Raw genomic sequence first — 14,109 nt, forward strand, 5'->3', positions numbered from 1 at the left:
TAATTTATTTTTAGGTATGATACCACCCTTGTGATTAAAAAAGCTTTTAAGTAAGGATCAAATATGAAAATTTTAGACGGAAAAGCCGTATCTTTAAAGGTCAAAGAAAGCGTAAAAGTAAGAGCTGATGAGCTAAAGAAATTTGGTGTCGAGCCAACCTTGGCCGTCGTCTTGGTCGGCGAAGATAAGGCATCTCAAACATACGTTAGAGCCAAAGAGAAAGCCTGCAACGAATACGGCATAAAAAGCGTGGCTCACCGTCTAAGCGAAAATACAACCCAAAACGAGCTTCTAGCACTTATAAACGTGCTAAATTTAGACGATAGCATCCATGGCATCTTGGTTCAACTGCCACTGCCAAAGCACATCGATACAAACGTCGTGCTCGCAGCGATCGATCCACGAAAAGATGTAGATGGCTTTCACGCTGTAAATGTTGGCAAGCTTGTTAGCGGACTTGACGGCTTCGTGCCTTGTACACCACTTGGCGTGATGGAGATTTTAAAAGAGTATGGCATAGAAGTAGCTGGGCTAAATGCAGTGGTGATCGGCAGAAGCAACATCGTTGGCAAACCTATGGCAAATTTACTCCTAAATGCCTCTGCAACGGTTACTGTGACGCACAGCAAGACTAAAAATTTAAAAGAAATTTGCAAAAATGCTGACCTTATCGTTGCAGCCATTGGTAAGCCATTTTTTTTAAAGGCTGACATGGTAAAAGATGGAGCAGTAGTCGTTGATGTAGGCATAAACAGACTTGATGATGGCAGGCTTGTGGGTGATGTGGATTTTGACGAGGTCGCACCAAAATGCTCATATATCACGCCTGTTCCTGGCGGCGTTGGCCCGATGACCATAGCCATGCTTTTAAACAACACAATCCTTGCTGCACAAGCAAAGATAGCTAAAAATTAAAGAGTGAGATAATGAAGAGAGCTTTTACTAAATTTTATGACTTTTGCTCGAGCTGGACAGGTACGGTTATCATCGTTTTGCTTGTCATTTTCTTTGTAGCTCAAGCCTTTGTGATCCCGTCTGGTTCGATGAAAAACACGCTTTTGGTTGGGGATTTTTTATTTGCTAAAAAGTATGTTTATGGCATACCAACGCCAAGAATTCCATGGCTTGAGATGAAAATTTTACCTGAGCTAAATGACAATGGTCACCTTATAACTGGCGATGGTCCTGCAAGGGGCGATATAGTCGTATTTCGCTATCCAAATGATGAGAAAACTCACTTTGTAAAGCGCTGCTTTGCAACTAGCGAGGACGAGATCGTTTTTACTGAAAAAGCCCTCTATCTACGCCCAAAAGAGGGAGATAGCTTTATAAAGGCAAACTGCCGTGAAAATTTAAACGGCAAAGAGAGTAAATTTGGCTACTCATGTAGCGATGTTGTCGAGCTTGATGGCAAGCTTTTCATAAAAGAGCCATATAGATTTAGCGGCATCCACTACGATGAAAATGTAAATTTATTTGAGCAGATGGTTTTCATGCTAAATACAAACAAATCAAACGTTTTTATGAAGCCAGCGCTCATTAGCTCACTACCGCAAAATCCAAATTTTAACTTTAACGCTTTTTACGTCAAAGTGCCAAAAGATGAGTACTTTATGATAGGCGACAACCGCGACCACTCAAACGATAGCCGTTTTTGGGGAAGCGTGGCTTATAAAGATATAGTTGGTCAGCCTTGGTTTATATATTTTAGCTGGGACAATAACTACAATGTGCGCTGGGAGCGTATCGGACGCTTTGTAGATACGATAGAAAACGATGAGTTTTTCACAAAACAAGCTCTAAAAGAAGGAGAAGTTGATGGACTTCACTAATTTTGACCCCATAAAAGTCGCTACTATCGTCCTATCTTTAATAATCGCCATCGTCGGTCATGAGATCGCTCACGGATATGTCGCTTATAAATTTGGCGATAACACAGCAAAAAATCTTGGCAGACTTAGCATAAACCCCATAAAACACATCGATCTTGTTGGCACTATCATCGTGCCATTGGTGCTTTATCTAAGCACTGGTATGATGTTTGGCTGGGCAAAACCAGTGCCTGTGAATACCTACACAGTCGTGCGAAATGGCGGCTACAAGGCAGCTATCTACGTAAGTCTAGCTGGCATTTGCTACAACATCATCCTAGGCATCTTGTCGCTTTTTGTGTTAAAAGCTTTATTAAACATAGAAACCTTTGAAATTTTACTTCAGTTTTTATTTACGCTTGCGCTTTTAAATTTGATGTTAGCCATCTTTAACCTCTATCCGATCCCACCACTTGACGGCTTTCACGCACTGGAGTATGCGCTTAGAAATTTTGGCTTTCACGCACTGGCAGAAAAGCTTGAGAGTATCTCAAGATACGGATTTGTCATCCTTATCATCATCCTCATTTCGCCTTTAAAAGATACTATCTTTTATCCGACAAGATACGTTTTAGATATCGCAAGCGCCTTTATAAATGGCTAAATTTAGAGCAAATTTGCTCTAAATTTTTGGCTTTGTGATCTTATAAGAGTACTCTTTTTTAAATTCCTCTTTTGGCGCAAGGCTAAATTTAAGCTCCACCTTGCCATCTTTGCTGATATCTTTTTTATCAAAGCCCTTTATCTCAACCTTTACAGCCTCGTCAGCAGATACTGGCACGCGATCAACCAAAGTGACATCGACACTCTTACTTGAGTTATTTTTTACACTTATCTCATAGCCCTCTTCGCTTATGCGGTCTTTGCCAAGAAGCGAGCTCTTTTTAAATTTATTTAATCGCTCTTTTTTAAGCTCGATTAGCTCGTTTTGTCCTAAAAATAACTGCACTGGCTCATCTTTAGCTTTCATCTCAAACTCGCTTGGACTACCGACACTCACACCATTAACGTAAAACTGCGTTTTAGCTGGCGTTAGATCGTCATTTAGCTTAAAGCTAGCTACGTTATATGCCTTTAGTGAGCCGTAAAAATCAGCAAAAACGCTAAAATTTGCGTCCATTTTTTGTGTATCGTAAGTTATATATTTGCTCTCGCCTTTTGCTAAATTTATCCCATCTATCTTCCAAATTTTGGCAAACTCGTTCTCATCTCTTTGCACACGCATATCAGCGACCTCAGCAGCGACTTTCGCAGCTCTTAGCATATTTTTTGAAGCGCCGTAACCATCAGCTTCAGCCTCGCTCTCCTCATACCAAGGGTAAAACTTGCTTGGAGCAAGCGCCTTTTGATATCTGGTCGGATAGATAGCGAGCTTTAAATTTTTAACTTCACTTGCAAATGGGTTGGTGAGTAAAATTTCTTGTTTTATTAAGATATTTTTGTTTTTTGTGTCTGCATAAATTTCATTTAGCGTCTTTGGCGCCTCATCATCCATATATGAAAGCGTCGCCTCTTTTGGGCTGCAAGCAAATTTCATATCAAGCTGCAAAAATCCAGCCATTTCGCTCTTTGGCTCATTTTCTTTAAGCACTTCAAGCTCACTTTTAGCAGTTGAAATTTTCTCGATATTTTCTAGGCTAAATTTATAAAACTCATCAGCTCTTTTTGTCACATCGTTACTTTTATTTTCTCCTATCAAAGCTTGCTCTATAAACCTACCTCTTGCATTTAGCGCCTCAAGTTTATTATTTAAATTTACAACTTCTTGCTTCCATTTTATGTAACTTTGGCTATTTTCTTCGCTTATCTTTTTTAGATAAGCATTCGCGTCACAATCCCCATTTATAGTGATGTTCTCACTCTGCACACCCTCTGGCACAAAGGCGCTAAAAGAGCTATTTGCGTCATTAAATTTTTGAGTGATGATCGTTTGATCTGTGTAGATCTCTATTAGATTTTCATTTGCAAAGGCTAGCGTAGAAGCCGCTAAAAAGAGCACTTTTTTCACATTTTCTCCTTTAAATTTTTGGTAAATTATAGCTTCATTTTGGCTGAGAGTAAAATTTTATTTTAATGCAACTTTGACTATAATCAACAAAAAATTTAACGGACTTTTCATGAAGATAGATAAAGTTTTCTTAGCTAGCGATCACGCTGGTTTTGAGCTAAAAAACGAGCTTAAAGAGGCTATTAAAGGGCTTGGATACGAAGTGGTTGATCTTGGTGCAAATGATAAAAATAGCGTTGATTACCCTGATTATGCGCATTTGTTAGCGAGCAAGCTTGAGCCTAACTGCTACGGCGTGCTAGTTTGTGGCACAGGCATTGGCATCTCAATAGCTGCAAACAGGCATGAAAACGTTAGGTGTGCCCTTTGTCACGATGAATTTACCGCAAGACTTGCCAGAGAGCACAATGACGCAAATGTCATCGCTTTTGGCGCAAGGGTTATCGGTGCAGGCGTTGCTATTTCGGCGGTAGAAGCCTTTTTAAAGACTGAGTTTGCAGGTGGCAGACACGAAAGACGAGTCAAAAAAATAGAGCTTGAGGCAGGCAAATGATAGGCGAGTGGATCGTTTTTACCGCTCTTGTTTGTGCCGCGATCTACCTAACCGTCATGGTTTTTTACTTCAAAACGCTTCTAAAAAAAGAGCGTGCGACAAAAGATTTTATGAAAAATAACCTCCAAGACACCGAGGTCGTCATAAGAAAATTTCAGATCCAGCTGCAACGCAGCCTCGGTAACATCGATATTTTGACGGACGAGCTAAACAAAACAAAAAACGACGTCACCTCACTTCGCACAAGAAATTCCCAGTACCGCCTAGAAAACGACAAGCTAAGGCAACGCATACGTGAGCTTGAAGGCAAGATCGAAGCGCTACTATAATCTCAAATTTAAGGAAATTTATGAAAATTTTAGATCAAAAAGGTAAAGAATTTTTACTAAACTCTATTCGCTGCATAAACGATTTTCCAAAGCCTGGCATAGTTTTTCGCGACATCACGACGCTACTAAATAACAAAGAGGCATTTAACTTTTTGATAGATCATTTGGTGGCTAGATATGAGGACGCAAATATCGACTATATCGCTGGTATCGAGTCTCGTGGCTTCATCTTTGGTGCAGCGCTTGCAGCAAGGCTAAGGCTGCCTTTTGTGCCTATTCGCAAGCCAAAAAAACTGCCTTTTATCACGCTTTCTCAAAAATATAGCCTAGAATACGGCGTCGATGAAGTGCAAATTCACATCGATGCTTTTGGAGAAAAAGCAGGTGCTAGAGTGCTTTTGATGGACGATCTCATAGCCACTGGAGGCACTGCAAAGGCTTCAGTTGAGCTTATCAATCAAACTAACGCAACCTGCGTAGAGGCGTGCTTTCTCATAGATCTAGTCGATCTAAAAGGTAGCGAAAAGCTAAAGTCGCTTACTAAAATTTACAGCGTTTTAGAGGTTTAGAATGGAAGAGTTTTTTATAGAGCTGCTTAAAGAGTACGGCTACATCATACTTTTTGTCTGGTGTATCATGGAGGGCGAGATGGCCTTAATAATGGCTGGAATTCTCGCTCACACCACGCACATGCACATCGCGCTTGCTATCTTTGTGGCTGGACTTGGAGGCTTTGTGGGAGATCAAATTTACTTCTATCTTGGCCGTTACAATAAAAAATACATCGCAAAAAGGCTTCACACGCAGCGGAGAAAATTTGCAGTGGCGCACATAATGCTGAAAAAATACGGCTGGCCAATCATCTTTTTGCAACGCTATATGTATGGCTTTCGTGTCATCATCCCGCTTTGCATAGGACTTACTGGCTATGATGCTAAAAAATACGCCTTTATAAATTTGATCAGCGCTTGGTGCTGGGCGGCGATCACCACCATACCTGCTTGGATACTTGGCGAGCATATACTTGTGCTTTTGCAAAAAGCAAAAGAGCACTGGTACGTCGCTATCCCAGTGGTTGCTATATTTATGGGGCTTTTGATCTATGCATTTAAGCGCATCGAAAATAAAATTTTAAACGAAAGGAGAGACAGAAGACATGCAGTTTCAAATAGTTGATAAGAAATTAAAAGATATAAAAGCTGATATTGAACTAATTTTCGTAGTGGATAAGGAGTTAAAACATAAATTTATAAGCGATAAAGAGGCTATTAAATTTAATAATTACAAAGGCGAGAGCGTCCTTATCCTAAGCGAGGCAAAAAGAGCCTACGTGCCGCTTTCTAAGCTTGATCTTGACGAGCTTAGGGTTGCGGCTGCTAAAGCTTATAACGCGCTAAAGTCGCTAAATATTAAGAGCATAAAACTAGCTTCTTACGTAGCGGAGTGCCAAAAACTAAGCTTTGAGGCGCTAGCTGAGGGCTTTTTGCTTGGAAGCTATGAATTTAACAAGTATAAAGAAAAAAAAGAGAGATACACCCTTAAAGAGATCATCTTTTCTACTGAAGAATTTGCTGGCACAAAGGTCGATCTAAAAGCTGCAAATGAGGGCTTTAAAGAGGCAGAGATAATATCAAATGCTACAAATTTCACAAAAGATATCGTAAATGAAATTCCAGAAATTTACACACCACAAAAGATGGCCGAGGACGCTTTAAATTTAGCCAAAAACATCGCAAGCATAAAGTGCGAGGTCTATGACGAGAAATTTTTAGCTAAAGAGAATATGAACGCATTTTTGGCGGTAAATCGCGCAAGCGTGCATAAACCAAGGCTCATCCACCTAACCTACAAGCCTAAAAAGTCTAGAAAACGCATCATCTTTGTCGGCAAAGGGCTAACATACGATAGTGGCGGCCTTAGCTTGAAACCGGCTGATTATATGCTTACTATGAAATCAGATAAAAGCGGCGCAGCAGCAGCTCTTGGCATCATAAAAGGTGCAGCGGAGCTAAATTTACCATTTGAAATTCACGCCATTTTAGGTGCGACTGAAAATATGATCGGAGGCAACGCTTATAAGCCTGATGACGTGCTTATTTCAAGAAGTGGCGTTAGCATAGAGGTGAGAAACACCGACGCAGAGGGACGCTTGGTGCTGGCTGACTGCCTAAGCTACGCGCAGGACTTTAAGCCAGACATCCTAATCGACATGGCAACCTTAACTGGCGCTTGCGTCGTGGGACTTGGCGAATACACAACAGGCATCATGGGCAACAGCGAGAGCCTAAAAAGCGAGTTTAAAAACAAGATAAAAGATAGCGGCGAGCTAGCGACTACGCTTGATTTTAACCCTTATCTTAGCGAGCTTATAAAAAGCCAGATCGCAGACGTTAGCAACTGCGCCTCAAGCAGATATGGCGGCGCGATCACAGCTGGCATGTTTCTAGCCAAATTTATCAAAGATGAGTACAAAGATAAGTGGCTACACCTTGATATCGCAGGCCCAGCATACCGCGAAAAGGCTTGGGGATACAACCAAGCAGGTGCGAGCGGGGCTGGCGTGAGGATGAATTTATACTTTTTACAAGCACTTAGCAAGGAGAATTGATGGGACTTTCAGTTGGAATAGTAGGCCTACCAAATGTGGGCAAATCAACAACATTTAACGCACTTACAAAGGCACAAAACGCAGAAAGTGCGAACTATCCGTTTTGCACTATCGAGCCAAACAAAGCCATCGTGCCAGTGCCTGATAAGCGCCTAAATGAGCTTGCAAAGATAGTTAGTCCAAATAAAATTCAATACTCAACCATCGAATTTGTAGATATCGCAGGCCTCGTAAAAGGGGCTAGCTCTGGCGAGGGACTTGGCAATAAATTTTTATCAAACATCAGAGAAACCGAGCTTATCTTACACATCGTTCGTTGCTTTGAAGACGAAAACATCACTCACGTCGAGGGCAGCGTCGATCCAGTAAGAGACATCGAGATCATCCAAACCGAGCTGATACTAGCTGACATCGAGCAGCTAAACAAAAAGATAGAAAAGCTCACAAGAGAGGCAAAAGCAAATGCAAAGGGCGCTAAAGAGGCGCTTGAGATAGCAAATTTGCTTTTAGCCCATCTAAATGATGGCAAAAGCGCAAGCAGCTTCGAGCAAAGAGATAGTGAGGCGTTTTTAGCGCTCAACAAAGAGCTAAGGCTTCTAAGTGCTAAAGAGGTAGTTTATGGCGCAAATGTCGATGAAGAGGGGCTTAGCGAAGATAATAAATTTGTAAAAACACTAAAAGAGTATGCTAAAGCCTCAGATCACGAGGTGATCAAGCTTTGCGCCAAGGTTGAAGAGGAACTAATAGGTCTAAGCGATGAGGAGGCACACGAGTTTTTAGCCTCTCTTGGCACGAGCGAGAGCGGTCTTGAAAAAATCATCAAAACATCTTTTGCAAAGCTAAATTTGATAAGCTATTTCACCGCTGGCGTCGTGGAAGTTAGGGCTTGGACGATCACAAATGGCTGGAAAGCGCCAAAGGCAGCAAGCGTCATCCACAATGACTTTGAGAGAGGCTTTATCAGAGCTGAAGTGATAAGCTATGATGACTACATCGCACATGGCGGCGAAAACGGAGCCAAAGAAGCTGGCAAAATGAGACTTGAAGGTAAAGACTACGTCGTGCAAGATGGCGACGTGATGCACTTTAGGTTTAATGTCTAAATTTAGCCCTTTTTGGGCTAAATAGCTAAAATTTACACATAAAATATTCAAGCCTTGGGTTGCAAGGCAAATTTAAATTTTTTATAACAAGTTAATAAAATTCTTTTAAAAAATATATCAACTCATAATCTTATGAGCCAATTCAGTCTTAAGAAAAAGTAAAGCCTAGAGAAATTTTGGTAGATAAAATAATGCACTCACTATCTTTTACAAGCTTTCACGCCTATGATAAATTTTAAATACTATGAGTTTATGGATCAAAAACTGTGATACTGTTTTAAGCTTATATAATAAACACGTGAAAACACCACCAAAGTTTAGGCAAATAGACCAATCCTAATAAACAACATTGACCAAGTATAAAAATTTACCTATATGCTTAGCATATTTATTTTTTAAGTCTGATCGCCTCAGTAAATTTTAGCTCTTTATTTTCAAAGAGATTATACTTGTTTGCATTTCTCGCCAAGTATGACGATAGTTGAGCCAAGCTCAAAATTCCTAGACGCTCACCCTTTTTGATATGTAAATTTTCATACTCATAAATTTGCGTGAAATTTGCCACTACATTTGTCTGGATACGCTCATCAAAGCTAAATTTCATCTTGCCAACGTTTAGCACACCCACGAAAACTAGGCTCATTACGGCTAGGATTAAATTTATCTTGACATTAGTTACATTTTTAAAAAACAATATAACAAAACAATACAAATTTACACCCTTGCAGGTCGTTTTGCTACTTGCAAATTTAAAAACTATAAAATTTATCTATTTTTCTTTTGCAAATTCTTTTTATTGTCCCTATGCGCCATAAAGCATGCACATATAAAAACAAAAATCGTTATGGCTAAGATTAAATTTTGCCCTGGCATGAAAGCTCCTACTTTGTAAATTTAAACCTCTTTTGCGCTGTTTTTAAAGACATTCACCACGCTGGCTCGTTTGTGGCAAATTTCAGCATACTCTTTTTCGCTTTTTGAGTCATAGACTATGCCAGCTCCAGCTCCGACAAAGACATCGCTAAAGCCATTTTTTTCTGGCACAAAGATGGCTGAGCGGATAAGGATAGCCACCTGAGCGTCGCCATTAAAATGCAAAAATCCAATGCCCCCGCCATAGATATTTCTCTCAAAAATTTCAAGCTCATTGATTATCTGCATCGCTCTGATCTTTGGCGCACCACTTAGCGTGCCAGCCGGGAAGATGCTAGCTAGCACGTCAAAAAGATTAAGCTCCCTAGCGCACTTGCCATATACGTCGCTAACGATGTGCATCACTTTTTCAAATTTCTGGATATGCATCGCATTTTTTACCGACACGCTTTTTGGCTCTGAAACCCTGCCGATGTCATTTCTTGCAAGATCGATTAGCATCTTGTGCTCAGCTAGCTCCTTTTCGTCACTTAAAAGCTCATTTTCAAGCGCCACGTCAGCATTTGCATCGCCCACACGTGGCCTTGTGCCTGCGATTGGTGCTACAAAAATTTGCTCCCCTTTCATCTCAAAAACAAGCTCAGGCGACGAGCCAACCACATCGCCATAAGGCGTAGGAAAATGAAACATATATGGGCTTGGATTTGCGGTGGCTAGCTTTTTGTAAAAGTCCAAGCTGCTCATATTTGTTGAAATTTCAAGTAGCTCGCCAAGCACCACTTGAAAGACGTCGCCGCTTCTTATATACTCTTTTGCCACCTCAACCATATCCTCAAAGTGTTTCTTCTCGCTACTAAGGTCAGTTTTTATGCTAAATTCACACTCTTTTTCGCCCTTATACTCAGCCTTTAAATTTAGCAAAAAGTCATAATACCTCTCTTTATCTCCATAAAAAGTGTAAATTTTACTCATCTTATCAAAGTGCAGATATGCTTTAGCATCGGCATAGATAAATTTTGGAAATTCATATTTTTTAGTCTTCCCTTCGCCGATATACTCGAAATATCTCACGCCATCATAAGCAAAAACGCCAAAAAGCCCAGCAAAAGGTGCGAGTGATCTGTTACGATTGGTATCAAAGTAGCTTCTAAGTCCGTAAAAGTCCATATCTTTTTCATCGATATATTCGCAGTCGATGCCGATTATCGTCTGTGTCTTGTCTTCGGCTAGGTAGCTATTTTTAAATTTCTCTCTGATCGCTTCATAATAAAAAAGTGGTTGTTCTAAGAGCATCTTTTTCCTTTTAAATTTTTATTGATTATAAAAAATTTTCGCTTTTACTTTTTAGAATTTTGGCTAAATTTTTAAATTTACGCCTTTTTTACTATTTTTTTAAGAGCCCCTTGGCTAAAATTTGCACCAGTCGAGGGAGAAAAAATGCTTTTTGTAGAACTATTTATAATCGGTATCGGCGTTGGTTACATCGCTGGGTTTTTTGGCATCGGTGGCGGCACGGTCGTCGTTCCTATCATGGTCGCCTTTGGATATGATGTGAAAACTGCCATTGGCATAAGTGTCATGCAGATGATCTTTAGCGCGACGTTTGGCTCGTATCTAAACTACAAGGCTGGGCTTTTAAAGCTAGATCGTGGTGTGGTTTTGGGGCTTGGGGGTCTTGTGGGAGCAAGTTTTAGTGGTATCATCGTATCGCACGCGCCTGCACTCTTACTTGAGTCTATGCTTCTAGCAACATTTGTCTTTTCGCTTATAAAGCTATACTTTTCACCAAACAGCGACGGCTCAAATGCGAATAATTCGCTCTTTTTGCTATTTTTAGTTGGCGTTTTTGTTGGCGTTTTTGCCATTAGTATCGGTATCGGCGGAGGCGTCTTTATCGCACCGATCTTAGTTGGCTTTTTACGTTATGAGCTGAAAAAAGCCGTTTCTATGGGCGTATTTTTCGTTATGTTTGCAGCCATCGCTGGCTTCATCTCGCTCTCGCTAAATGGCCATATCTCATACGCTGAGGGCGCATTTTTAGGTCTTGGCTCGCTAATAGGCGCATACTTTGGCACTAAAAAGACGCAAAATACCGACAAAAAAACACTTAAAAAATGGTTTTTGGTCTTTTACATAGCGATGATATGTTTGATATTAAAAGATATGATACCAGCATAAGCCCTGCAGATAGGGCTTATGTAAAAAGCTAATCAAATTTACTAGCTAAATTTCTTCAAAAAAGTAAGCTTCGCTTAGTTTAAAAGCAAGCTCTTTTAGCTCATCTTCGCTTAAATTTACGCCCTTTGCGATCTCTTTAAAGCTAGCCTTGCCGTCAAATTTCAAGGCAGCCTTGATCTCTTCAACGCTTAAACTAAGCTTGCCATTTAGCTCATTTGCTAAAGAAATAACTGGTGAGCTAGCCTCCAGAAAATACCCCAGATACGCCGCTGCTCTAGGTTTTAGCCTAGTTTTTTTAGGCTCATAAGCAAGTGCAGCAAGCTTTGTGGATGAAATTTTAGTGTTTTGATCGTTTAAAATTTCAAGTAGCCCCATAAATGCTTCGCTCTCGCTCTCACCAAGTGCAGCCTTTACTTCACTTAAATTTAGGCTTTGCGGATAGGCTTTGCTTAAAATTTCTTGCGTTTTTGTCCTTGGCTGCTCGCTAAAATATGTAAAATAAATCCTATCAAGCTCGCTCTCTCCAAGCACTGCATCAAAGTCCTCAGCGCCCTCAAGCCTTTCTTTATGAGCGATGAGGCTTTTTCTAAAGGATCTATTAAACAAAAAGTCATTTAGCTGCTCTTTTTTGATGCGAGTGTTGTAGCTTTGCTCGATGTGCGCGTCAAAGCGATATATTCCAGTCGAGCTTGCAAAGATATCGTTTAGCGAAGCATCTATAATATAGCAAAGCCCGTGTTTATCGATGTGTTTAGCAAATTTATGAAAGTAAGTTGGCTCGTTGCTAGCCTCCAAAAAGTCGTGCAAAATGTAATAATCACTACCCTTTGCGATGATGCCTTGCAAGAAATTTAGCTGCGTCAAAAGTAGCTTCATGCTGTCTTTATAGACGACGTCGCTTTGGTTTTGCAGGCTAAATTTCAAATAATCCTGCAAGAAATTTAGCTCCTCTTTGACGTGAGGTAGCGACTCTTTATCGCCCCTGTTTGCGCTTGCAAAGAGCATGAAGTCTCTTAAGATATCAAGGCTCTTCCAACCTGGGTAGGTGTTATAAGAGACGTAGGCGATGCCATCTTTGCTAAGTAGCGCCTTTATCGTTGCAAGTAGCGCGTCTCTTACGTTTGGGCTCACCCAGCTATAAACGCCGTGAGCGATGATGTAGTCAAACTCGCCAAGCTCCTTGATATCGTGCTCATTCATGTGCAAAAAGTCACGCTCAAGAAGGGTGAAATTTTTTAATTTCATCTTCTTTGCGATCTTGTTGCCCTCTTCTACTTGGTGGCTTGAGATATCGATGCCAACGACCTTTGCCTCTTTGTGAGAAGCTGCAAATGGCAAGATATTGCCACCATACGATGAGCCAAGCTCGAGCACTCTAGCATCTTTTAAATTTGCCGCCTTTAAGCCCAGAAATTTAGCAACCGCCTCTATCCTAACGGGCGAGCAGTCGCTAAATGCAGCTGAGAAATAAGGAATTTCGTCGTAAGCTTTTTTTGCCTTGTTCATCAGCCGTGCTTTCTGGCAAATTCTCTCATGAACTCGCCAAGTTTATCAACGTCGCTTTGACTAACAGCGTTGTAAATAGAGGCTCTTATGCCGCCAAGATGTCTGTGGCCTTTTAGCCCAAGCATGCCCTCTTTTAGCGCCTCTTCTACGAAAACTGGCTCAAGCGCATGATCTTTTGGTATGGTAAAGCTCACGTTCATATCTGATCTGCTTGATTTTTTAGCGTGACCCACGTAAAAGCCATTTGAGCTATCGATGATATTATAAAGCGTGCTTGCTTTTTTGGCATTTATCTTCTCAACCTCGGCAAGTCCGCCAAGATCTAGTAGGTGCTGCATGGTTAAATTTAAAAGATAAATTCCAAAAGTTGGTGGTGTGTTATAGAGTGAGTTTGCCTCTACGTGCGTTTTGTAGCGTAAAAACATAGGGACGTTTTGGCTGCTCACGCGACCAACTAGATCTTTTCTTAAAATGACGATAGTCACACCACTTGGGCCTGCATTTTTCTGAGCGCCGCCATAAAGCAAGCCGATACTACTAAAATCAAGCGGTCTAGCGAAAAAGTCGCTCGAAGCATCGACAACTAGGGGCGATTTGGTCTTTGGCATAGCCTTATACTGCGTTCCATAAATCGTGTTGTTCGAGCAGATGTAGGCGTAGTCGGCATCGTCGCTAAATTTAAACTCAGGGATATAAGAGAAATTTTCATCCTCGCTGCTTGCTACGACATCTACATTTACGCCAAGCACTTTTGCCTCTTTGATCGCTTTGTTTGTCCAAACGCCAGTATTTGCGTACTCAGCCCTGCCACCTTGGTATAAATTCATCGGTATCATGCTAAATTGCAAGTGTGCGCCACCTTGCAAAAATAAAATTTCATACTCATCGCCGATGCCATAAAGCTTTCTTATCTTCTCCATCGCACCAAAGTGGATCTCCTCAAAGGTCTTGCTCCTATGGCTGATCTCCATGATAGAGTAGCCCTCGCCTCTGTAGTCGGTAAATTCGGCCTTTGCGTGCTCTAAAACATCTAGTGGTATCGCGCTTGGTCCTGCGCTAAAGTTGATTTTTCTACTCATT

14 protein-coding genes and 1 pseudogene are annotated in these 14,109 nt (G+C 40.9%); 10 read left to right on the top strand and 5 right to left on the bottom strand.

Annotated elements, in window-relative coordinates; all coding sequences use genetic code 11:
* Positions 1-63 precede the first annotated feature (63 nt).
* The 3 genes from folD to MTT29_RS09515 are packed head-to-tail and all read left to right on the top strand — an operon-like array spanning position 64 to position 2,475.
* Positions 64-915 (top strand): bifunctional methylenetetrahydrofolate dehydrogenase/methenyltetrahydrofolate cyclohydrolase FolD, encoded by an 852-nt coding sequence (gene folD, locus MTT29_RS09505; protein WP_012001452.1) that lies wholly within the window; start codon positions 64-66, stop codon positions 913-915.
* Between the two features lie 11 nt (positions 916-926).
* The gene (gene lepB / locus MTT29_RS09510) at positions 927-1,832 is read left to right on the top strand and encodes a signal peptidase I (protein WP_429800488.1); all 906 of its coding nucleotides are present in this window, start codon (positions 927-929) and stop codon (positions 1,830-1,832) included.
* Positions 1,819-2,475 carry a site-2 protease family protein gene (locus MTT29_RS09515; RefSeq protein WP_429800489.1) on the top strand — a complete coding sequence of 219 codons (657 nt, stop codon included), beginning with the start codon at positions 1,819-1,821 and terminating at the stop codon, positions 2,473-2,475. The genes lepB and MTT29_RS09515 overlap by 14 nt, the downstream gene beginning before the upstream one ends.
* A gap of 18 nt (positions 2,476-2,493) precedes the next feature.
* Here MTT29_RS09515 and MTT29_RS09520 read toward each other — a convergent pair whose 3' ends face one another.
* On the bottom strand, positions 2,494-3,879 hold the full coding sequence (locus MTT29_RS09520; RefSeq protein WP_429800490.1) for a DUF4139 domain-containing protein: 1,386 nt from the start codon (positions 3,877-3,879) through the stop codon (positions 2,494-2,496).
* A gap of 109 nt (positions 3,880-3,988) precedes the next feature.
* Here MTT29_RS09520 and rpiB point away from each other — a divergent pair, with 109 nt between their 5' ends.
* The 6 genes from rpiB to ychF are packed head-to-tail and all read left to right on the top strand — an operon-like array spanning position 3,989 to position 8,472.
* Positions 3,989-4,432, top strand: a complete 444-nt coding sequence (gene rpiB / locus MTT29_RS09525) for a ribose 5-phosphate isomerase B (RefSeq protein WP_103604696.1) — start codon at positions 3,989-3,991, stop codon at positions 4,430-4,432.
* Entirely contained in the window at positions 4,429-4,761 is a 333-nt protein-coding gene (locus MTT29_RS09530; RefSeq protein WP_002939538.1) for a hypothetical protein, read from the top strand. The genes rpiB and MTT29_RS09530 overlap by 4 nt, the downstream gene beginning before the upstream one ends.
* Before the next feature lie 20 nt (positions 4,762-4,781).
* On the top strand, positions 4,782-5,330 hold the full coding sequence (apt, locus tag MTT29_RS09535) for an adenine phosphoribosyltransferase (RefSeq protein ID WP_002939787.1): 549 nt from the start codon (positions 4,782-4,784) through the stop codon (positions 5,328-5,330).
* 1 nt (position 5,331) lies between these two features.
* Complete coding sequence (locus MTT29_RS09540) at positions 5,332-5,937, top strand: DedA family protein (protein ID WP_021086394.1); 606 nt, start codon at positions 5,332-5,334, stop codon at positions 5,935-5,937.
* On the top strand, positions 5,918-7,369 hold the full coding sequence (locus MTT29_RS09545) for a leucyl aminopeptidase (protein WP_429800491.1): 1,452 nt from the start codon (positions 5,918-5,920) through the stop codon (positions 7,367-7,369). The genes MTT29_RS09540 and MTT29_RS09545 overlap by 20 nt, the downstream gene beginning before the upstream one ends.
* On the top strand, positions 7,369-8,472 hold the full coding sequence (gene ychF, locus MTT29_RS09550) for a redox-regulated ATPase YchF (protein ID WP_103638395.1): 1,104 nt from the start codon (positions 7,369-7,371) through the stop codon (positions 8,470-8,472). The genes MTT29_RS09545 and ychF overlap by 1 nt, the downstream gene beginning before the upstream one ends.
* A gap of 388 nt (positions 8,473-8,860) precedes the next feature.
* Here ychF and MTT29_RS09555 read toward each other — a convergent pair.
* Both MTT29_RS09555 and MTT29_RS09560 read right to left on the bottom strand, forming a co-directional pair.
* Positions 8,861-9,109 (bottom strand): annotated as a pseudogene (locus tag MTT29_RS09555) (phosphatidylserine decarboxylase); the annotation flags it as partial.
* Positions 9,110-9,366: 257 nt separating this feature from the next.
* The gene (locus MTT29_RS09560) at positions 9,367-10,638 is read right to left on the bottom strand and encodes an anthranilate synthase component I family protein (protein ID WP_429800492.1); all 1,272 of its coding nucleotides are present in this window, start codon (positions 10,636-10,638) and stop codon (positions 9,367-9,369) included.
* A gap of 144 nt (positions 10,639-10,782) precedes the next feature.
* Here MTT29_RS09560 and MTT29_RS09565 point away from each other — a divergent pair, with 144 nt between their 5' ends.
* Positions 10,783-11,523 (top strand): sulfite exporter TauE/SafE family protein, encoded by a 741-nt coding sequence (locus tag MTT29_RS09565; protein WP_148823816.1) that lies wholly within the window; start codon positions 10,783-10,785, stop codon positions 11,521-11,523.
* 45 nt (positions 11,524-11,568) lie between these two features.
* On the opposite strand, the gene MTT29_RS09570 is transcribed toward MTT29_RS09565, so the two are convergent.
* Both MTT29_RS09570 and serC read right to left on the bottom strand, forming a co-directional pair.
* A complete protein-coding gene (locus tag MTT29_RS09570; RefSeq protein ID WP_429800493.1) occupies positions 11,569-13,029 on the bottom strand; it encodes a methyltransferase regulatory domain-containing protein in 1,461 nt (486 codons plus the stop codon).
* Complete coding sequence (gene serC / locus MTT29_RS09575; RefSeq protein ID WP_429800494.1) at positions 13,029-14,108, bottom strand: phosphoserine transaminase; 1,080 nt, start codon at positions 14,106-14,108, stop codon at positions 13,029-13,031. The genes MTT29_RS09570 and serC overlap by 1 nt, the downstream gene beginning before the upstream one ends.
* Position 14,109 lies beyond the last annotated feature (1 nt).

It is taken from the genome of Campylobacter concisus, assembly GCF_050447485.1.
Lineage (GTDB): Bacteria > Campylobacterota > Campylobacteria > Campylobacterales > Campylobacteraceae > Campylobacter_A > Campylobacter_A concisus_BQ.

Excerpts from the sequence above, each read along its gene's own strand:
- rpiB (WP_103604696.1), top strand. The coding sequence starts at position 3,989 with ATGAAGATAGATAAAGTTTTCTTAGCTAGCGATCACGCTGGTTTTGAG.
- MTT29_RS09515 (WP_429800489.1), top strand. The coding sequence starts at position 1,819 with ATGGACTTCACTAATTTTGACCCCATAAAAGTCGCTACTATCGTCCTA.
- MTT29_RS09545 (WP_429800491.1), top strand. The coding sequence starts at position 5,918 with ATGCAGTTTCAAATAGTTGATAAGAAATTAAAAGATATAAAAGCTGAT.
- MTT29_RS09530 (WP_002939538.1), top strand. The coding sequence starts at position 4,429 with ATGATAGGCGAGTGGATCGTTTTTACCGCTCTTGTTTGTGCCGCGATC.
- serC (WP_429800494.1), bottom strand. The coding sequence starts at position 14,108 with ATGAGTAGAAAAATCAACTTTAGCGCAGGACCAAGCGCGATACCACTA.
- MTT29_RS09565 (WP_148823816.1), top strand. The coding sequence starts at position 10,783 with ATGCTTTTTGTAGAACTATTTATAATCGGTATCGGCGTTGGTTACATC.
- folD (WP_012001452.1), top strand. The coding sequence starts at position 64 with ATGAAAATTTTAGACGGAAAAGCCGTATCTTTAAAGGTCAAAGAAAGC.
- MTT29_RS09570 (WP_429800493.1), bottom strand. The coding sequence starts at position 13,029 with ATGAACAAGGCAAAAAAAGCTTACGACGAAATTCCTTATTTCTCAGCT.
- MTT29_RS09540 (WP_021086394.1), top strand. The coding sequence starts at position 5,332 with ATGGAAGAGTTTTTTATAGAGCTGCTTAAAGAGTACGGCTACATCATA.
- lepB (WP_429800488.1), top strand. The coding sequence starts at position 927 with ATGAAGAGAGCTTTTACTAAATTTTATGACTTTTGCTCGAGCTGGACA.
- ychF (WP_103638395.1), top strand. The coding sequence starts at position 7,369 with ATGGGACTTTCAGTTGGAATAGTAGGCCTACCAAATGTGGGCAAATCA.
- apt (WP_002939787.1), top strand. The coding sequence starts at position 4,782 with ATGAAAATTTTAGATCAAAAAGGTAAAGAATTTTTACTAAACTCTATT.
- MTT29_RS09560 (WP_429800492.1), bottom strand. The coding sequence starts at position 10,638 with ATGCTCTTAGAACAACCACTTTTTTATTATGAAGCGATCAGAGAGAAA.